14 protein-coding genes and 1 tRNA gene are annotated in these 18,931 nt (G+C 60.2%); 3 read left to right on the forward strand and 12 right to left on the reverse strand.

Annotation, left to right across the window (positions count from 1 at the left end; translation table 11 throughout):
* Positions 1–126: 126 nt before the first annotated feature.
* The 7 genes from NTD80_RS14200 to rpsU all read right to left on the reverse strand — a co-directional run bounded on the left by NTD80_RS14200 (position 127) and on the right by rpsU (position 9,866).
* A complete protein-coding gene (locus NTD80_RS14200; RefSeq protein ID WP_065904662.1) occupies positions 127–573 on the reverse strand; it encodes an Lrp/AsnC family transcriptional regulator in 447 nt (148 codons plus the stop codon).
* Between the two features lie 84 nt (positions 574–657).
* The gene (locus NTD80_RS14205; RefSeq protein WP_262134098.1) at positions 658–1,176 is read right to left on the reverse strand and encodes a hypothetical protein; all 519 of its coding nucleotides are present in this window, start codon (positions 1,174–1,176) and stop codon (positions 658–660) included.
* 169 nt (positions 1,177–1,345) lie between these two features.
* Positions 1,346–1,422: transfer RNA gene (locus NTD80_RS14210), tRNA-Ile, on the reverse strand.
* A 15-nt stretch (positions 1,423–1,437) separates the two neighbouring features.
* Positions 1,438–5,181 (reverse strand): EAL domain-containing protein, encoded by a 3,744-nt coding sequence (locus NTD80_RS14215; protein WP_262134081.1) that lies wholly within the window; start codon positions 5,179–5,181, stop codon positions 1,438–1,440.
* A gap of 136 nt (positions 5,182–5,317) precedes the next feature.
* Positions 5,318–7,168 carry an RNA polymerase sigma factor RpoD gene (rpoD, locus tag NTD80_RS14220; protein WP_065904657.1) on the reverse strand — a complete coding sequence of 617 codons (1,851 nt, stop codon included), beginning with the start codon at positions 7,166–7,168 and terminating at the stop codon, positions 5,318–5,320.
* A gap of 67 nt (positions 7,169–7,235) precedes the next feature.
* Entirely contained in the window at positions 7,236–9,206 is a 1,971-nt protein-coding gene (gene dnaG, locus NTD80_RS14225) for a DNA primase (protein ID WP_065904655.1), read from the reverse strand.
* Between the two features lie 444 nt (positions 9,207–9,650).
* The gene (gene rpsU, locus NTD80_RS14230) at positions 9,651–9,866 is read right to left on the reverse strand and encodes a 30S ribosomal protein S21 (RefSeq protein ID WP_002551877.1); all 216 of its coding nucleotides are present in this window, start codon (positions 9,864–9,866) and stop codon (positions 9,651–9,653) included.
* A 202-nt stretch (positions 9,867–10,068) separates the two neighbouring features.
* On the opposite strand from rpsU, the gene tsaD reads away from it, so the two are divergent.
* Positions 10,069–11,094 (forward strand): tRNA (adenosine(37)-N6)-threonylcarbamoyltransferase complex transferase subunit TsaD, encoded by a 1,026-nt coding sequence (gene tsaD, locus NTD80_RS14235; protein WP_262134082.1) that lies wholly within the window; start codon positions 10,069–10,071, stop codon positions 11,092–11,094.
* Positions 11,095–11,127: 33 nt separating this feature from the next.
* Here the strand turns inward: tsaD and plsY are convergent, their stop codons facing one another.
* A complete protein-coding gene (gene plsY / locus NTD80_RS14240; RefSeq protein WP_065904651.1) occupies positions 11,128–11,697 on the reverse strand; it encodes a glycerol-3-phosphate 1-O-acyltransferase PlsY in 570 nt (189 codons plus the stop codon).
* A gap of 74 nt (positions 11,698–11,771) precedes the next feature.
* Here plsY and folB point away from each other — a divergent pair, with 74 nt between their 5' ends.
* Together folB and folK are read left to right on the forward strand one after the other, a co-directional pair.
* Positions 11,772–12,125, forward strand: coding sequence for a dihydroneopterin aldolase (folB, locus tag NTD80_RS14245; RefSeq protein ID WP_015886183.1), 354 nt, complete (start codon positions 11,772–11,774; stop codon positions 12,123–12,125).
* Positions 12,116–12,634 (forward strand): 2-amino-4-hydroxy-6-hydroxymethyldihydropteridine diphosphokinase, encoded by a 519-nt coding sequence (gene folK / locus NTD80_RS14250; protein ID WP_262134083.1) that lies wholly within the window; start codon positions 12,116–12,118, stop codon positions 12,632–12,634. Before folB ends, folK begins: the two co-directional genes overlap by 10 nt.
* Positions 12,635–12,692: 58 nt before the next feature.
* Here folK and NTD80_RS14255 read toward each other — a convergent pair whose 3' ends face one another.
* The 4 genes from NTD80_RS14255 to NTD80_RS14270 all read right to left on the reverse strand — a co-directional run bounded on the left by NTD80_RS14255 (position 12,693) and on the right by NTD80_RS14270 (position 18,855).
* Positions 12,693–13,922, reverse strand: coding sequence for a multifunctional CCA addition/repair protein (locus NTD80_RS14255; RefSeq protein ID WP_262134084.1), 1,230 nt, complete (start codon positions 13,920–13,922; stop codon positions 12,693–12,695).
* Between the two features lie 63 nt (positions 13,923–13,985).
* On the reverse strand, positions 13,986–15,551 hold the full coding sequence (locus NTD80_RS14260; protein WP_065904645.1) for a SpoVR family protein: 1,566 nt from the start codon (positions 15,549–15,551) through the stop codon (positions 13,986–13,988).
* Complete coding sequence (locus NTD80_RS14265) at positions 15,548–16,819, reverse strand: YeaH/YhbH family protein (protein ID WP_065904643.1); 1,272 nt, start codon at positions 16,817–16,819, stop codon at positions 15,548–15,550. Before NTD80_RS14265 ends, NTD80_RS14260 begins: the two co-directional genes overlap by 4 nt.
* Before the next feature lie 113 nt (positions 16,820–16,932).
* Positions 16,933–18,855: a PrkA family serine protein kinase gene (locus NTD80_RS14270; RefSeq protein WP_003194732.1), complete on the reverse strand. Its 1,923-nt coding sequence runs from the start codon at positions 18,853–18,855 to the stop codon at positions 16,933–16,935.
* Between the last annotated feature and the right edge of the window lie 76 nt (positions 18,856–18,931).

The raw sequence follows: 18,931 nt of genomic DNA on the forward strand, positions 1-18,931 counted from the left end.
CGGCAGGACGTGACCCGCTGAGTATAGGAAAAGATGGCAGCCAGTTTAGGGAGCGTTGCGCTCGTTAATAAGACGCAATGTGTCGTCGGAATGAATTGGTTTCAGTCAATATGACGAGGTTGCTGGTCAAATTGGTTGGCCGCGGTCCAATTTGTTACTGAGGATGATCGAGGTGGTGGTTTTTTCCACACCGTCGACACTGCCGATCTGGTCCAGCAGTTGGTCCAGTTGCTCCGGCGAATCGGTGCGCAGCCAGGCAACGTAATCGAACTCACCACTCACTGCACACAGCTGCTGCACCTGGGCCATGGCACTCAACTTGCGCAGCACCTCCTTGCCCGAGCGCGCCTGTACAGTGATCCCGACATAGGCCTGCAAACCGCCATCCACGACACGCTGTCCCAGGCGCACGCCGTAACCGGTGATCACCTGGGTTTTCTCCAGCCGTGCCAGGCGCGACGTCACCGTGGTACGCGCGATGCCCAGCTGCCGAGCGAGCATGGCCACGCTTTCACGCGCGTTGATCTGCAGGGCGGCGATCAGTTGACGATCGATTTCATCGAGGACGGGCAAGGGCAAAGCTCCAGAGCGGACGGCAATGGAGTGGCATGTTACAGGCTTGCGTCCTGGAACCGCACGTTCGGTTCCAGGCTGCGCTCAGCTCGCGGCGGGCGCCTTGCACACCTTCGCCGCGGCGGGGTCGTCGGGCACAAACGAATCGACTGCGCCGGGCTTCAACACCACGTAGCCACGCCGCCAAGGCTGGTCGTCGATGAGGTTCCAGCGATGGCCTGAGCCGGTGTTGTCTTCGGCGACCAGCACTTCACCGGGATGCAACGTGAACGTCTCGCCACCCCGCGTAGCGAACGCCAGGGTGCCGGATAGCGTCATCACGTATTGCGGCTCCGGGTCGTTATGCCAACCGTAAGCGGCATGCGCCGGGCTTTGCTTGAAGTGAATGGCGGTGACGTCATTGCGCATGTTCTGGTCAATGCTGCCGACCAGGACGTGCGACGCATTGTCCGCGCCCGTACACAGTTTGAACGCCTTGATCGTGGCCGGGGCGGGCGTTGCTGCATGGGCGCAGCTGAAGGTCGCAAGGCTGATGACGAGGGCGCTGCCCAGGTTGAACAGGGGGCGGATGAGCGCGTGCGGCGAACGTGGGGCGTGAGGCATGGAGCCGGTTTCCTCGTACTGAAGTCGATATTGAACGCCGGCCATGGTCTGCGTCGCAGCTGGCGCGAACAATTAACAAATCTTTCATTGCCGAGGTCGAGCGCAGCAGCGCCCCGAATTTGCAGGCGCCAGAAACGACGAAAGCCGCGCAATGCGCGGCTTTCTTGTTTGGTGGGCCCACACGGACTTGAACCGTGGACCAAAGGATTATGAGTCCTCTGCTCTGACCAACTGAGCTATAGGCCCTAAACAGGTCGCGGATTATAACGATGGTTTCTCCACTGTGCTATCCGAAAAGTCCTCAAGGTCCATACGAAGAAACGTCGCTGCAAAAAGCTCCGGCGGCAGGGGCAGGCTGACGATGTAGCCTTGCATCTGTTCACAGCCCTCGGCGGCGAGGAATGCCTGTTGCGCAGGGTTCTCCACACCTTCGGCGATGATGGTGAATTGCATGCTATGGCCCAAGGCAATGATGGCGCGCACGATCGCGGCGTCGTGCGGGTCGTCGGGCAGGCCGCGGACGAAGGATTGGTCGATTTTCAGGAAGTCCAGCGGCAGGCGCTTGAGGTAGCTGAGGGATGAGTAGCCGGTGCCGAAGTCATCGATTGCCAGCTGTACGCCCAGGCGTTTGAGCTGGTGCAGGACTTCCAGCGCTTCTTCGGCCTGGCTCATGATGAAGTTTTCGGTGATCTCCAATTGCAGGCAGCCGGGGTCGAGGCGGTAGTCATGCAACAACTGTTCGATGCGCCCCAGCAGGCCGGGGTGACGCAGTTGCGCGCCGGCGAGGTTGACCGACAGCGGGCCGAAATCATCGAAGGCGGATTGCCAGGCATGCATTTGCCGGCAGGCCTGCTCCAGCACCCAGTCGCCAATCTGCAGGATCATGCCGTTCTCTTCGGCCAGGGCAATGAAGTGTTCGGGCGGTACGTCGCCAAAGGTGGGGTGACGCCAGCGAATGAGTGCTTCGGCGCCGATCAGTTCGTGGGTTTCCAGGCTGAGTTTGGGTTGGTAATACAGGCTCAGCTCGTCGCGCTCGATGGCGCGGCGCAGTTCATGTTCCAGCGCCACGCGCTCGTTGGCCTGGGCGGTAAGGTCGCGGGTGTAGCTTTCGACGCGGTTACGGCCCTTGGCCTTGGAACGGTACATCGCCGCGTCGGCGTTTTTGACCAAGGTGGCGACGTCGGTGCCGTCCTGGGGATAGAGGCTGGTGCCAATGCTGGCGCTTATGAAAAACTCGTGTTCGCCGGCCTGGAAGGGCGGCGTGAAGCAGGCCAGCAGCTTGTTCGCCAGGTACTGGGCGTCGCTGGCGTGTTGCAGGCCGGGGAGCAGGATGATGAATTCATCACCGCCCAGGCGCGCAACGGTGTCGATGTCGCGCAGTTGCTCCTTGAGGCGCACCGCGATGTCTTTGAGCAGCAGGTCGCCGATCGGATGGCCCAGGCTGTCGTTGATATGTTTGAAGCGGTCCAGGTCGAGAAACAGCACGGCACCCTGTTTGCCGGTTTCCTGATGGCCATTGAGGGCGGCCTGCAAGCGGCTCTCGAACAGGGTGCGGTTGGGCAGGCCGGTCAGTGGATCGTGGTGCGCCTGGTAGTCGAGACGGGCCTGGGCCAGTTTGAGGCTGGAGATATCGGCAAAGACGGCGACGAAGTGCGTGATCATCTGGTCGCGGTTGCGCACCGCGCTGATGGTCAGCCAGCTGGGGTACAGCTCGCCGTTCTTGCGTCGGTTGGAAATCTCGCCCTGCCAGTGCCCCTGGGCAGTCAATTGGTGCCACATCGCGGCGTAAAACGCGCTGTCATGCAGGCCTGAGGCGAGCAGGCGCGGTGTATTGCCGAGGGCTTCGGCCTCGCTGTATCCGGTGATTTCGCTGAAGGCGCGGTTGACGGCGCTGATGTTCTGCCGAGTGTCGGTGATCAAGACGCCTTCGGCGGTGCTTTCAAACACCGTCGCGGCCTGTTGCAGTTTTTCCTGCATCAGCTGGCGTTCGGTAATGTCGCGGGCGATGGTCAGCATGCAATCTTCACCGGCAATCGGCAGTGGGCGGCTGGACACTTCACATAGCCGGATCTGCCCGTCGCTGCGGCGGATATGGCAGATGAAGTCACGCACAAAACCATCGCGGTGCATCAACTCCAGCATGTGCTTGCGCTCGTTGAGGTCGACCCAGATGCCCAGGTCCAGGGTGGACTGGTCGAGGGAGGTGGCACTGTTGAAGCCGGTGATGCGGCTGAAACCATCGTTCACTTCAATCAGCAGTCCATCGCGTTGCCGGCTCAGCAGCAAGCCGTCAGGGGAGGCGTGGAAGGCCTTGGCGAACTTCTCCTCGGAGGTTTGCAGTTGTTGCTGGGTTTCCTTGAGTTGGGTGATGTCGCGCACCACCACCACCAAGGCTTCGGTGGTGTCGAGCTGGAACGGCTCGGCCGAAATCAGCCCGGTGAACGCCTGGCCGTTACTGCGCCGGAAAGGCATTTCGAGGTTGCGGATACTGGTGGTTTGCACACGTTTCAGCAGGTCAGGGCCGATGCCCGGGATGCCCCAGATATTCAGGGACGTCGCAGTTTTGCCGAGCACTTCCTCGGCCGTCAGGCCAACCTGGTCTTCGAACGCTTTGTTGACCTCCAGCAGGCAGCCATCGGACAGCCGCGCGATCACCAGAATGTCCGGGCACTGCTGGAACACGGAGGCAAATTTCTGCTCGGACAGTTGCAGCGCCTCCTCGGTGCGCTTGGCTTCGCTGATGTCGATCATCAAGCCGCGCAGTACCGGTTCGTGGCCGTGTTCGATCAGGCTGACAATGTCGCGCACCCACAGGCAGCGACCGTCGGCAGTGATCACCCGGTAATCGACACTGTGATCGCGGCTGGCGCGGGTTTCGCGGTAGCAATAGGCTTCGGTCCGCGTCAGGTCGGCCGGGTGGATGATGTTGCGCCAGAAGCCCGGAATCAGCCAATGCGCGCGGGGATAGCCGAGCAATTCCTCGGCATGCGGTGAGACGTAGCTATAGGTGAAGTCGGTGACGCTGGCTTCCCAGGCAATGGCGGACAGGCTCTCCACCAGCCCGCGATAGTGATATTCGCTGCTGCGCAGTTCCTGTTCGAGGGCGACACGGCGGGAAATTTCCGAGCTGAGCCGGCGATTGATCCGAATCACAATGGCCAGGACGGTGCTCAGCAGCAGCACCGCAGGCAGGCCGTACATCAGCAGATCGGTCCAGAATGTGCGGTGATCGGTAAAGCTGCCGACCCAGTGTTGCTGGATCGCGTCGGTTTCCTGCGGGCTGAGGTCGGCCAGGACCTTGTCCAGGATGCCCACCAGCATTTTGTTGTCTCGTGGCACGCCCATCGCCAGTTGGTAGCGATAGGGAGTTTCGCCGCTGACGTACAAACCATCCAGTTTGAGCTGGCGCAGGCTCCAGACGCTGGAGGCCAGGTCGCCGACCACCGCATCCACCTCATCGGTGGCCAGCGCCTGCAGCGTCGAGCTGACGTTTGGCATGGCCACCAGGTTGAGGTCGGGATGGTGAGTGCGCAGCAGCTCATGGGGAGCGTAGTTCTCGACCACGGCAATCTTCAGGCCGTAGAGGTCCTTCAGGGTGCGGGGAGTGGCGCCGCCTTCATGGGCCAGGATGACGATAGGGAAGTCCAGGTACGGGCGCGTGAACGCCATGTAGCCCTGGCGCTCCGGCGTGGACATGATGCCTGGCAGCAGGTCGAGCTGGTTGTTGCGAGCCTGCTCCAGCACCGCGCTCCAGTTGAGTGGCTCGATCAGCTTGACCCGCACGCCGAGGCGGTCCTGGATCAGGCGCACGTAATCTGCCGCCAGGCCTTGGTAGCGGCCGTTTTCGTCGCGGTATTCAAAAGGTGGCCACGACGCGTCCACCCCCAGGCGCAGCTCCTGATGGTCCGCCAGCCAGCCACGCTCATCATCAGTAAGAGTCAACGCGCCAGCCGTTGCGGTCCAGGTCAGCAGCGACAGCAGTAACACAGTCGGCAATCTGGGCATAACGGTCTCGTTATGGCACGGGGAATGTTTCGAGTGTAGACGGGCATTGCGGGGGAGGGGTGGTGCGGGGGCAGTTAATCTGTCGAGTTAAATCGATACAAAACAAAACCCCCGGCCTGGGCCGGGGGTTCTGGTATCACTCGTCGAGGAAGGAGCGCAGATGCTCGCTTCGCGTCGGGTGGCGCAACTTGCGCAGCGCCTTGGCTTCGATCTGACGGATCCGCTCACGGGTCACGTCAAACTGCTTACCGACTTCCTCAAGGGTGTGGTCGGTATTCATGTCGATGCCGAAACGCATGCGCAGTACCTTGGCTTCACGGGCAGTGAGGCCGGACAGTACGTCGCGAGTCGCTTCTTTAAGGCTCTCAACGGTGGCGACATCGATTGGCGACTGCATGGTCGAGTCTTCGATGAAGTCACCCAGATGGGAGTCTTCGTCATCACCGATCGGGGTTTCCATGGAGATCGGCTCTTTAGCGATCTTCAATACCTTGCGGATCTTGTCCTCAGGCATTTCCATGCGTTCGCCCAGCTCTTCCGGGGTCGGTTCGCGACCCATTTCCTGCAACATCTGCCGGGAAATACGGTTGAGCTTGTTGATCGTCTCGATCATGTGCACCGGAATACGGATGGTGCGGGCCTGGTCGGCGATCGAGCGAGTGATCGCCTGACGGATCCACCAGGTGGCATAGGTCGAGAACTTGTAGCCGCGACGGTATTCGAACTTGTCCACAGCCTTCATCAAGCCGATGTTGCCTTCCTGGATCAGATCGAGGAATTGCAGGCCACGGTTGGTGTACTTCTTGGCAATGGAGATCACCAGACGCAAGTTCGCTTCAACCATCTCTTTCTTCGCGCGGCGGGCCTTGGCCTCACCGATCGACATGCGACGGTTGATGTCCTTGATCTCGGCAATCGTCAGACCGGTTTCGGTCTCAAGCGCGGTCAGCTTCTGCTGGCAACGGATGATGTCGGGCTGCAGGCGACCAATGGCTTCGGCGTATTTCGCCTTGCCCTTGGCCAGTGCGTCGGTCCAGCTTTCGTCAACTTCGTTGCCCGGGAACTGGCGCAGGAAGTCGGCACGCGGCATGCGTGCGTCACGCACACACAGCTGCATGATTGCGCGTTCTTGTGCACGCAGACGCTCAAGGGCGCTGCGAACACGCTCAACCAGGCCTTCGAATTGCTTCGGTACCAGCTTGATCGGCATGAACAGCTCAGCCAGGGCCAGCAGCTCGGCAATTGCCTGCTTGTTGGCGCGACCGTGCTTTTTCAGGGCCTTGCGGGTGATTTCCATTTGATCGGAAACCGCACCGAAACGCTGGGCAGCAATGATCGGGTCCGGACCGCTTTCGACTTCATCTTCGTCATCGCCGCTGGCTTCAGCGTCGTCGTCTTCGGAATCGTCGTCGGCTTTCGCGGCCTTGGCATCGACAGGCGGTGGTACTTCGGCGGCAGGCGGCGCAATGCCGTCGTCCGGATCGATATAACCGCTGAGGACGTCGGACAGGCGGCCACCTTCGGTGGTGACGCGAGTGTATTCGGAGAGAATGTGGTCAACCGTGCCTGGGAAGTGCGCGATTGCGCCCATCACTTCACGGATACCCTCTTCGATACGCTTGGCGATTTCGATTTCGCCTTCACGTGTCAGCAACTCGACGGTACCCATTTCACGCATATACATGCGCACAGGGTCAGTCGTGCGACCGATGTCGGTCTCCACCGCGGCCAGCGCGGCAGCGGCTTCTTCAGCGGCTGCCTCGTCGGTATCGGCGTCGGCCAACATAAGGGCGTCCGCATCCGGAGCACTCTCGTGTACGGGGATCCCCATGTCGTTAATCATGCGGATGATGTCTTCCACCTGCTCTGGATCTGAAATATCCTCAGGCAGGTGATCGTTGACCTCTGCGTAAGTCAGATACTTCTGCTCACGACCAAGGGTGATCAACTCTTTGATACGAGACTGCTGTTGCGCTTTTCCGGACATAACACCCTATCCACTGAAGGTCTTGGCGGGCAAAAAACAAGCCGAGGATTATACCCGAGCTATGACCTCACACGCCAGCTGAGGTCGGGTTTGATGCGGAAACATTCTGTTTTAAGAGGTCGCGCATCTGTTTTGCTATCTGAATTTGCTCTTCAGCCGACAATCCCGGCTGCCTTGCTCTCTTGATCAGTTCATCGAGGGTCTGCGTGTGCTGACCCGCGGATAACCTAGTAATGGTGTCTAAAAACTGTTGTTCAAGGTTATCGCCGTCAATTAGCCACTCCTTTTCCGCGAGGGCTTTCAACAAGCGGCCTTGTTCGGTTCCATGCCAACGAGCCATCAGCTGAATAGAGTTTAGCTTAGGATTTTTCTGCACGGCTTCGATCAGGGCGATCAGCACCTGGGCGTAAGTATTGCTCTCGTTGGCAAAATGTTCGGCACTTTCAACCTTGCCCGCCAGTTGCGGGTGGTGGATAAGCGTGCGCAGGGCAATCAACGTCGGTGCCTCTACGGCAACCGGCGTGCGCGGGGCGTAGGCTTCGTCGCGATCACCGCGCTTGCCATTCTTGCTCCAGGGCTTCTTGTCCCATTTCTTGCCGCCGGCGCCGGGTTTTTTCGGCGTCCATTCCTGCTGTGGCGCGTAGGCCTCCTGCGGTTGATGGAAATCCGAATAGTCCGGCATGGCGTCGTAATCCATGCCTGGGTCGTAGGCAGGCGGCGCGTCTTGCGGGGCGTTGTGCACCAGCTGGCTGACGGCTTCACCGCTCAGTCCGGTGATTTCGAGCAGGCGCATGCGCATCAGCGATTTCAGGTTGGCGCCCGGGACTTTGTCGATCAGCGGCGCAGCGAGGGTGGCCATGTGGGCCTTGCCTTCAAGCGAGCGTGGATCGGCTTCTTCGGTCAGTTGCTGGAAGAAGTAGTCGGCCAGCGGCTGTGCATGTTGGTTGATGCGCGCGCGGAACGCGTCGGTGCCTTCGGAGCGGACCAGGGTGTCCGGGTCTTCGCCTTCGGGCAAAAACAGAAAGCGAGCGCGGCGCCCGTCCTGCAGGCTCGACAGCGTGGCTTCGAGGGCGCGCCAGGCGGCGTTGCGGCCGGCCTGGTCGCCGTCGAAGCAGAACAATACGCTGGGCACCACGCGAAACAGGCGCTTCATGTGTTCTTCGCTGGTAGCGGTGCCAAGGGTGGCCACCGCATTGCGCAGGCCTTGCTGAGCCAGCGCGATCACGTCCATGTAGCCTTCAACCACAATGATTTCATCGAGGTTGCGGTTGTTCTTGCGCGCCTCGAACAGCCCGTACAGCTCCTGACCCTTGTGAAACACCGGGGTTTCCGGGGAGTTCAGGTATTTGGGCTTGTCGTCACCCAGCACGCGGCCGCCGAAGGCGATGATGCGGCCCCGACTGTCGCGGATCGGAAACATCACGCGGTCGCGGAAACGGTCATAGCGCTTGCCGGTCTCGGCGTTTTCCACCAGCAGGCCGGCATCGATCATGGCTTTTTGCTGCAGGGTGTCGCTGCTCAGGTGTTTGTAGAGGTTGTCCCAGCCCGGCGGGGCGAAACCGAGGCCGAAGTCACGGGCAATTTCACCGGTGAGTCCGCGACCCTTGAGGTAGTCGACGGCGGCCTTGCGCTGCGGATGGCTTTTAAGCGCCTGACGATAGAAGTCGGCAGCGGCCGTCAGCAGCGGGTACAGCGGCGAATCGGTAGGCTGGCGCGGTTTGTGCGCACGGCCACTTTCCTCGCGGGGGATTTCCATGCCGGCGGCTTTGGCCAGTTCCTCGACGGCCTGGGGGAAGTCCAGGTTGTCGTGGTCCATGATGAAGCCGAGGGCGTTGCCGCCGGCGCCGCAGCCGAAGCAGTAGTAGAACTGCTTGTCAGGGCTGACGCTGAACGAGGGGGTCTTTTCTTTGTGGAACGGGCAGCAGGCGGTGTAGTTCTTGCCGGCCTTCTTCATTTGCACGCGCGAGCTGACAACATCGACGATGTCGGTGCGGTTCAGAAGGTCGTCAATAAAGCTCTGGGGAATCAGCCCGGCCATGGCGTTCTCGTCATCACTGCGTGTAAATGAGGGCCCGTGAAGTGTTCAAGCGCGCGTATCGAGTGCTCGAGCATCTAGCGTCTGCATGGGGTGTACGGAAGTGTATCTGCCGAATATTCACTGACGTTAGTTTCTAATCAGTCTTCGGTGTGGAAATGTTGCCCTGACGCCCGGTATTGGCCAATGGTGGGCCTCGGAAACGCCTTGATGGGCACAGTCGATCCAGTTGATCGCCTGTTTATGGAATAAGTGTGCTCGTCAGTAGCCTTGTTAGGCTCGTCAGAAGAGACGTGCACCGCTGGCAGAAGAGCCAGTCCTGACGTGTGAAGCAGTGTCTCGGTCGCGTGTGCGGCGTCGACGGTGAAGCATCAAGCGATATCCGCAAATGCCAACAGCCCGGCTGAGGGCCGGGCTTGGCAGAAGCTTGCTACGAACGTCTGTGTATTAGTACAGACGAACGGCGCGGCGCTGCTCGCGCTGAACTTTCTTGGCGTGACGCTTAACAGCGGCTGCTGCTTTACGCTTACGCTCAGAAGTTGGCTTCTCGTAAAATTCGCGGCTACGAACTTCAGCCAGAACACCGGCTTTTTCGCAGGAGCGCTTGAAACGACGCAGAGCTACGTCGAAGGGTTCGTTCTCTTTTACTTTGACGGCTGGCATCCAGAGCTACCTTCTTTCATTACCGGGATCAACGTTCTCGTCGCAAAAAATTCGCGGCTGAGGTCGTCGGTTTTTAAGGGTTGCGGATGTTAACCCCTCATTGCCCGGAATGCAAAGCCTCTGATCGAAAACCGCTAGTCGGGAGGGGGAGTGGCGACTATTATGCGCGCCTTCGAATTCAGCCTCTACAAGGCGCAAACCCATGCTAGTACTGGGACTTGAAACCTCCTGCGACGAAACCGGTGTCGCACTTTACGACAGTGAACGCGGGCTCCTGGCCGATGCGCTGTTCAGTCAGATCGACCTGCACCGCGCTTATGGCGGCGTGGTGCCCGAGCTCGCCAGCCGTGATCACGTCAAGCGCATGCTGCCGTTGATTCGCCAGGTGCTGGACGAAGCCGGTTGCGTGCCGACCGAGATCGACGCCATTGCCTACACCGCCGGCCCCGGATTGGTCGGAGCCCTGCTGGTTGGGGCCTCTTGCGCCCAGGCGCTGGCCTTCGCCTGGGGGATTCCGGCCCTGGGTGTGCACCACATGGAAGGCCATTTATTGGCGCCGATGCTGGAAAAAACACCGCCGCAGTTCCCGTTCGTCGCTTTGTTGGTTTCCGGCGGTCATACGCAGCTGGTCCAGGTCGACGGAATCGGCCAATACACGTTGTTGGGCGAGTCGCTGGATGACGCTGCCGGTGAAGCATTCGACAAGACCGCGAAGATGATGGGGCTCAATTATCCCGGTGGTCCGGAAATCGCCCGGCTCGCGGAAAAGGGCGTGCCGGGCCGCTACACCTTCCCGCGCCCGATGTGCGATCGGCCGGGTTTGATGTTCAGCTTCAGCGGCTTGAAAACCTCGGCGCTGAACACCTGGCAGCAGAGCGTCAGCGCCGGGGGCGACAGTGAGCAAGCCCGTTGCGACATCGCGCTGGCGTTCCAGCAGGCCGTGGTGGAGACTTTGACCATCAAGTGCAAGCGTGCCCTGAAACAGGCTGGCATGAAGCGCCTGGTGATCGCAGGCGGCGTCAGCGCCAACAAGGCCTTGCGCGCTTCGCTGGAAAAAATGCTCGGCGACATGAAGGGTGATGTGTTCTACGCGCGGCCGGAGTTCTGCACCGACAACGGCGCGATGATCGCCTATGCCGGTTGCCAGCGCCTGCAGGCCGGGCAACATGAAAGCCTGGCGATCAGCGTGCAGGCACGTTGGCCGATGGAGCAGTTGTCACCGCTGTGAGGTGCAGCGTGGGCCGGGCGCATCGGGGGGTATTTAAAAATGCCGTTCGCGCCCGGCAAACAGGTCGCGTAAATTGCCCCGGTGGCGCCAGACGATCAGCAGCGTCAACACGCTCATCGGCAGCAGCGCTGCCGGTTCCTGCCAGGCCAGCAACGGCAGGGTGAGCGGGGTGGCGATCAATGCGGCCAGTGAGCTGGTGCGGGTCAGGTAGAACGTCAGCAGCCAGGCCAGCACGGCCAGCAACGCTGCCGGCGGGTAAATTCCCAGCAGCATGCCGGCTGCCGTCGCGACCCCTTTGCCGCCGCGAAAGCGGAAGTACAACGGAAACAGATGGCCCAGGACGGCGCACACGCCCACCCAGGCCTGCTGCTGCAGGGACAGGCCGGCAGCATTGGCGATCAGTACGGGCAAGAGGCCCTTGCAGACGTCGCCGAGCAACGTCAGGACGGCAAGTTTCTTGCCCGCCAGGCGCAACATATTGGTGGCGCCGGCATTGCCTGAGCCACTCATTCGCGGGTCGGGATTTCCCGTCAGGCGGCTGAGCAAAATGGCAAAGGACAGCGAGCCGAGCAGGTAGGCGAGAATCGCCAGTGACCAAAACATGCTAACTATTCCGGGCGAGGACGCCCTGATTCTAACGGGGCATCGCGCCCTTGTCGTGCTGCGGAGAAGAGTGCTTGGACAGAGTGTTTATCGAAGGCCTGGAAGTCGACACCGTGATCGGGGCCTACGACTGGGAGCGTGGCATTCGCCAATGTCTGCGCCTGGACCTGAGTTTTGCCTGGGACAATCGCCCGGCGGCTGCGGGTGACGACCTGACCCTGGCCCTGGATTACGCCAGCGTGTCCGCGCGTATCCAGGCCTTTGCCGAGCAGTCCCAGTACCAACTGGTGGAAACCTTCGCTGAGCGCCTGGCCGAAGTGCTGATGAGTGAATTCCAGATTCCCTGGCTGCACCTCAAGTTGACCAAGCCGGGAGCCGTGCCGGCTGCCAAGGGCGTGGGCGTGGAGATCGAGCGCGGATGTCGCTAACTCAGGTTTACCTTGGTCTCGGTAGCAATATCGAGCGCGAGCCGCGTTTGCATGCAGGCCTGGACGCCCTGGCGAGCTTTTTGACGGATATGCGCTGCTCGGCGGTGTTCGAAAGCCAGCCGGTGGGCATCAAGAGCGGGCCGTTCTTCAACCTGGTGGTGTCGGGCTATACCGACCTGCCGTTGATGGAGCTGGACCGTCGGCTCAAGTTCATCGAGGCCGATAACGGTCGCTATGCGCCAGACCGCAAGGGCCTGCCGCTGGACATCGACGTGCTGCTGTATGGCGAACTGGTGGGCAATTTCGATGGTTTGATCCTGCCGCGTGCGGAGATCCTGAAGAATGCGTTTGTGCTGTGGCCGCTGTCGTTGATGGCGCCGGAGCGTGTGCACCCTGAGGTCGGCAAGACCCTGGCTGAGCTGTGGCGCGATGCGCAAATTGACCAGGTGCTGGCCCCGGTCGCGTTTGAGTGGCAAGGCCAGCAACTGACGCCGAGCACACTCCTGTAGGAGTCCGGCCTGCCGGCGATAGCGACCCCGGATACGCGATCGCCGGCAAGCCGGACTGCTACAGGGCGTGGTGTTCCTTGTAGATTTTTAATGCCTTGAGCCGTTCGCGCTTGAGTGCCTCGCCCAACTCCTGGCCTTTGAAACCCTTCTCCAGCAAGGGCGCGACTGCCACTTCACGCGCGACCTTGGCCGCGCCGCGCAAATAATCCGCCTGTGGATAACTTCTTTGCTCCAGGCCTTTACGGCCTCGCGCGTCCATCTCACAACTCACGACAAACTCTTCAAAGCGCTGCGGCCGCCGGTAGACATCGAAACTCTGCAGCAAATCCAGGAGTGTCGAGGCTTTGAGCTCCAGGGCGCGATGGCCATGGGTGTGATACTGGCCGACCAGCAGGGCCAATTCCTGGCAGTCCCGGGGCACCTTGAAGCGCTCGTTGACCGCCTTGATCAGCTTCAAGCCCCGGTGTTCGTGGGCAATATGTTGTGGCAACTTATCCACAGGCGTTAATCCCTTGCCCAGGTCATGCAGCAGGCAGGCCCAGCGCACGGTCAGCGGCTGTTGGTGCAAGGCAGCCTGCTGCAGCACGCTCAAGGTGTGTACGCCGGTGTCGATCTCGGGATGATGGGCTGCGGGCTGTGGCACGCCGAACAGTGCATCCACTTCCGGCATCAATGTTTTCAGCGCGTTGCAGTCGCGTAGGACCTGGATAAAGACCTGTGGCTGATCTTCCATCAGTGCGCGGGAGATTTCTTTCCAGCTGCGCTCTGGCGTGAGGGCCTCCAGTTCACCGGATTCGCTGAGCTGGCGCATCAGTTCCAGCGTCTCGGGTGCGACGGTGAAGCCCAGGTGTGCATAGCGCGCGGCAAAGCGGGCAACACGCAGGACACGCAGGGGATCTTCGGCGAACGCGGGGGAAACGTGGCGCAAGACGCGCGCTTCAAGGTCGCGCTGGCCGTGGTAAGGGTCGGTCAGGCTGCCGTCGTCGTCTTCGGCCATGGCGTTGATGGTCAGGTCGCGGCGGATCAGGTCTTCTTCCAGCGTGACCTCGGGGCTGGCGTGGAATACAAAACCACCATACCCCCTGCCGCTCTTGCGTTCAGTGCGGGCCAGGGCGTATTCATCGCCGTTTTTCGGGTCCAGGAATACCGGGAAGTCAGCACCCACCGGCTTGTAGCCCTTGGCGAGCATCTCTTCGGTCGTTGCACCGACGACGACACGGTCGATATCGGTGACCTCGATGCCCAGCAGGCGGTCCCGTACGGCGCCGCCGACTTTGTAGATTTTCATGAAAAAGCCTCCATTAGCGGCACAGGATACCGCCTGTGCCTGACCAATGGAGGCTTTGCTGTTTCAGAGATGAACGACGGCCAGGTCCAGGCGGCCGTAGTCGTTGTCGTTGTGATCGCTGCGCGGCGGCACGTGGTGGGTCTTCATCACCTGATCGCCCTGCAGGGTCTCCAGGTGGATGTCGAACCCCCACAGCCGGTGCAGGTGCTTGAGCACTTCCTCGGTGGATTCACCCAGCGGTTTGCGGTCGTGCTGCTGATGACGCAGGGTCAGCGAGCGGTCGCCACGTACGTCGATGCTGTAGATCTGCACGTTGGGTTCACGGTTGCCCAGGTTGTACTGCGCCGCCAGGGTTTCGCGGATGACGCGATACCCGGGTTCGTCATGGATAGCTGGCACCACCAGGTCATCCTTGAGGTCGTCATCCAGAATACTGAACAGCTTGAGATCGCGAATAACCTGAGGCGACAGGTACTGCAGGATGAAACTCTCGTCCTTGAAGCTGCTCATGGCGAACTTGATCGTCGAGAGCCAGTCACTGCCGGCGATCTCCGGGAACCAGCGGCGATCCTCCTCGGTGGGGTGTTCGCACATGCGCCGGATGTCGCGGTACATGGCAAACCCCAGGGCATACGGGTTGATGCCGCTGTAGTACGGGCTGTCAAAGCCCGGCTGGAACACCACGCTGGTGTGGGACGTGAGGAACTCCATCATGAAGCCGTCAGTGACCAGGCCTTCGTCGTACAGGTCGTTCATCAAGGTGTAGTGCCAGAACGTCGCCCAGCCTTCGTTCATTACCTGGGTCTGGCGCTGTGGATAAAAATACTGGGCGATCTTGCGCACGATACGCACGATTTCCCGTTGCCATGGCTCCAGCAGCGGCGCGTGTTTTTCCAGGAAGTACAGGATGTTTTCCTGAGGTTCGGCGGGAAAGCGTGCATTGTCCTTGTCGTTGTTTTTGCCGGCCTTTTTAGGAATGGTGCGCCACAGGTCATTGATCTGCTTCTGCAGATGCTCCTCGCGCTCCTTCTGGCGCAGGCGTTCTTCCTCGGCGGAAATCGGATAAGGGCGTTTGTAGCGGTCAACACCGTAGTTCATCAGGGCGTGGCAGGAGTCGAGCAGGTCTTCCACCGCGTCGATGCCGTGGCGTTCCTCACACTGCATGATGTACTGCTTGGCAAATACCAGGTAATCGATGATCGAGCTGGCGTCGGTCCACGTGCGGAACAGGTAGTTGCCCTTGAAGAAGCTGTTGTGGCCGTAGCAGGCGTGTGCCACCACCAACGCCTGCATGCAGATGGTGTTTTCTTCCATCAGGTAGGCGATGCACGGGTCGGAGTTGATCACGATCTCGTAGGCAAGGCCCATCTGCCCGCGGGTGTAGGACTTCTCGGTGCTGAGGAAGTGTTTGCCGTAGGACCAATGGTGGTAACCCAGGGGCATGCCGACAGAGGCGTAGGCATCCATCATCTGTTCGGCGGTGATCACTTCGATCTGGTTGGGGTAGGTATCCAGGGCATAACCCGCCGCGATGCGGCTGATTTCCCGGTCATAGGCCTGGATCAGTTCGAAGGTCCATTCAGACCCCGTGGAAATGGGTTGGCGCTTATGCTCTTTTTTGGCGGTCATGTCACTAACCTGCGCTGGAAGAGTTCACGGAAGACCGGGTAGATATCGCCGGCCGAGACCAGTTGCTGTTGCGCGAATGTATCGGCAAAGGCTTCGCCGATGCGCTCGTATTCGAACCACAGGGCCTGGTGCTCACGGGGGGTGATCTCGACGTACGTGTAGTACTGCACGAACGGCATGATCTGGTTGATCAGGATGTCGCGGCAGATCGGTGAATCGTCGTTCCAGTTGTCGCCGTCGGAAGCCTGGGCGGCGTAGATGTTCCACTCGTTGGCCGGGTAGCGTTCGGCCATGATCTCCTGCATCAGCTTCAGGGCGCTGGAGACGATGGTGCCGCCGGTTTCCCGTGAGTAGAAGAACTCCTCCTCGTCGACTTCCCGGGCGCTGGTGTGATGACGGATAAACACTACGTCGATCTTGTCGTAGTTCCGCTTCAGGAACAGGTACAGCAGGATGAAGAACCGCTTGGCGATGTCCTTGGTGGCCTGGGTCATGGAGCCGGACACGTCCATCAGGCAGAACATCACGGCCTTGGAACTGGGGTTGGGCTGCTTGACCAGCAGGTTGTACTTGAGGTCAAAGGTGTCGAGAAACGGCACGCGATGGATACGCGCACTGAGTTTTTCGATTTCCGCTTCCATTTCCTGAATATCGCCGAAGTTGTCCGGTTCTTCGCGTTTCAAGCGTGCCAGTTCTTCCTTGGCTTCCTTCAGTTTGGCGCGGCTGCTGCCGGACAGGGCGATACGCCGGGCGTGGGCCGAGCGCAGGGTACGAATGATGTTGATCCGGGACGGGTTGCCCTCGTTGCTGATCCCGGCGCGTACGGTCTTGTAGGTATCGGTGCCGGTCAGGTTGCGCTTGACCAGGTTGGGCAGCTCCAGGTCCTCGAACATGAACTCGAGGAACTCTTCCTGGGTGATCTGGAACACGAACTCATCCATGCCTTCGCCGGAATTGCCGGCCTTGCCCGGGCCCTTGCCGCCGCCACCGCCTTGGGGGCGCTGGATATGTTCGCCGGTGGTGAATTCCTTGTTGCCGGGATGCACGACGGTCTGTTTGCCGCCCCGGCCATGGTGAAGTACTGGTTCGTCGATGTCCCTTCCGGGAATGCTGATCTGTTCGCCATGCTCCATGTCGGTGATGGAGCGGCGGCTGACGGCCTCTTCAACGGCCTTTTTGATGTGGTCACGGTAACGCCGCAGGAAACGCTGGCGGTTTACCGTGCTCTTGTTCTTGCCATTGAGGCGTCGGTCGATCACATAGCTCATGGGGAGCCCTCCGGGCAGCTTCACGTTACAAGCTTCAAGCCGCGAGCTGGAAGCTTAGAGACAAGCGGTCAGCTGCCAGGCCAAAGACCTGGCAGCGCACGCCTGCCGCTGCCTTACTGCGATTTACGAACTCGCAGGTACCACTCGGAGAGCAGCCGTACCTGTTTGTCGGTGTAGCCACGCTCGACCATTCGTGTGACGAAGTCGTTGTGTTTTTGCTGATCCTCCTTGCTGGCCTTGGCATTGAAGCTGATGACCGGCAGCAGATCCTCGGTGTTGGAGAACATTTTCTTCTCGATGACCACCCGCAGCTTCTCGTAGCTGAGCCAGGTGGGGTTCTTGCCGTTGTTGTTGGCGCGGGCGCGCAACACGAAGTTGACGATCTCGTTGCGGAAATCCTTCGGATTGCTGATGCCGGCGGGTTTTTCGATTTTTTCCAGTTCCTCGTTGAGGGCCACGCGGTTGAGGATTTCGCCGGTTTCCGGATCGCGGTATTCCTGGTCCTGGATCCAGAAGTCGGCGTACAGCACGTAGCGGTCGAAAATGTTCTGGCCGTATTCGCTGTAGGACTCCAGGTAAGCCGTCTGGATTTCCTTGCCAATGAACTCGATGTAGCGCGGTGCCAGGTATTCCTTGAGGAAGCGCAGGTAGCGCTCGCGGGTTTCGGCCTGGAATTGTTCCTGTTCGATCTGCTGCTCCAGCACATACAGCAAGTGCACCGGGTTGGCGGCAATCTCATGGGGGTCGAAGTTGAAGACCTTGGACAGGATCTTGAACGCGAAACGTGTCGACAGGCCGTTCATGCCCTCATCCACACCTGCCGTGTCGCGGTATTCCTGGATCGACTTGGCCTTGGGATCGGTGTCCTTGAGGTTTTCGCCGTCGTATACGCGCATCTTCGAATAGATATTCGAGTTCTCCGGCTCCTTGAGGCGCGACAGCACGGTGAACTGGGCGAGCATCTTCAGGGTGTCGGGTGCGCAATGCGCCTTGGCCAGGGAGCTGTTGAACAGCAGCTTGTCGTAGATCTTGATCTCATCGCTGACGCGCAGGCAGTACGGCACCTTGACGATATAGATCCGGTCGATGAAGGCCTCGTTGTTCTTGTTGTTGCGGAAGGTGTGCCATTCCGATTCGTTGGAGTGGGCCAGCAGGATCCCGGTAAACGGAATCGCGCCGAGGCCTTCAGTACTGTTGTAGTTGCCTTCCTGGGTGGCGGTGAGCAATGGGTGCAGCACCTTGATCGGCGCCTTGAACATCTCCACGAACTCCATCAGGCCCTGGTTGGCCCGGCACAGTGCGCCCGAGTAGCTATAGGCGTCGGCGTCGTTCTGTGGGAATTCTTCCAGTTTGCGGATATCGACCTTGCCGACCAGCGCCGAGATGTCCTGGTTGTTCTCGTCGCCAGGTTCGGTCTTGGCCACGCCGATCTGGTTGAGGATCGATGGGTAGAGTTTCACGACGCGGAACTGGCTGATGTCGCCGCCGAACTCGGCCAGGCGCTTGGTGGCCCAGGGCGACATGATGGTGTTGAGGTAGCGGCGTGGGATGCCGAAGTCTTCTTCGAGGATCGCGCCATCTTCCGTGGCGTTGAACAGGCCCAGGGGCGACTCGAAGACCGGTGAGCCCTTGATGGCGTAAAAGGGCACCTTCTCGATCAGTTGTTTGAGTTTTTCGGCCAGGGACGATTTACCGCCGCCGACGGGGCCGAGCAGGTAGAGGATCTGTTTCTTCTCCTCCAGGCCTTGGGCGGCGTGGCGGAAGTAGGAGACGATCTGGTCTATGCATTCCTCCATGCCGTGGAAGTCTTCAAATGCCGGATAGCGGCGGATCACCTTGTTGGAGAATATTCGCGACAGGCGCGAATTGTTGGCGGTTTCCACCAGCTCCGGCTCGCCTATCGCCAAGAGCAGGCGCTCGGCGGCAGACGCGTAGGTGCTGCGATCCTGTTTGCACAGCTCGAGATACTCTTGAAGCGTGAGTTCTTCCTGCTGTGTGGATGCGAAGCGTTGTTGGAAGTGGCTGAAAATACTCATGACGTCGTCACCTCGCTCGATACGTGGAGCCGACGCCGGATCAATCAGTCGATGCTGGCAGTCATTGACGAACGCC

The organism is Pseudomonas sp. 13B_2.1_Bac1, from assembly GCF_025466155.1.
Taxonomy (GTDB): Bacteria; Pseudomonadota; Gammaproteobacteria; order Pseudomonadales; family Pseudomonadaceae; genus Aquipseudomonas; species Aquipseudomonas aylmerensis.

Excerpts from the sequence above, each read along its gene's own strand:
- NTD80_RS14205 (WP_262134098.1), bottom strand. The coding sequence starts at position 1,176 with ATGCCTCACGCCCCACGTTCGCCGCACGCGCTCATCCGCCCCCTGTTC.
- NTD80_RS14215 (WP_262134081.1), bottom strand. The coding sequence starts at position 5,181 with ATGCCCAGATTGCCGACTGTGTTACTGCTGTCGCTGCTGACCTGGACC.
- rpoD (WP_065904657.1), bottom strand. The coding sequence starts at position 7,168 with ATGTCCGGAAAAGCGCAACAGCAGTCTCGTATCAAAGAGTTGATCACC.
- dnaG (WP_065904655.1), bottom strand. The coding sequence starts at position 9,206 with ATGGCCGGGCTGATTCCCCAGAGCTTTATTGACGACCTTCTGAACCGC.
- rpsU (WP_002551877.1), bottom strand. The coding sequence starts at position 9,866 with ATGCCAGCCGTCAAAGTAAAAGAGAACGAACCCTTCGACGTAGCTCTG.
- tsaD (WP_262134082.1), top strand. The coding sequence starts at position 10,069 with ATGCTAGTACTGGGACTTGAAACCTCCTGCGACGAAACCGGTGTCGCA.
- plsY (WP_065904651.1), bottom strand. The coding sequence starts at position 11,697 with ATGTTTTGGTCACTGGCGATTCTCGCCTACCTGCTCGGCTCGCTGTCC.
- folK (WP_262134083.1), top strand. The coding sequence starts at position 12,116 with ATGTCGCTAACTCAGGTTTACCTTGGTCTCGGTAGCAATATCGAGCGC.
- NTD80_RS14255 (WP_262134084.1), bottom strand. The coding sequence starts at position 13,922 with ATGAAAATCTACAAAGTCGGCGGCGCCGTACGGGACCGCCTGCTGGGC.
- NTD80_RS14260 (WP_065904645.1), bottom strand. The coding sequence starts at position 15,551 with ATGACCGCCAAAAAAGAGCATAAGCGCCAACCCATTTCCACGGGGTCT.
- NTD80_RS14265 (WP_065904643.1), bottom strand. The coding sequence starts at position 16,819 with ATGAGCTATGTGATCGACCGACGCCTCAATGGCAAGAACAAGAGCACG.
- NTD80_RS14270 (WP_003194732.1), bottom strand. The coding sequence starts at position 18,855 with ATGAGTATTTTCAGCCACTTCCAACAACGCTTCGCATCCACACAGCAG.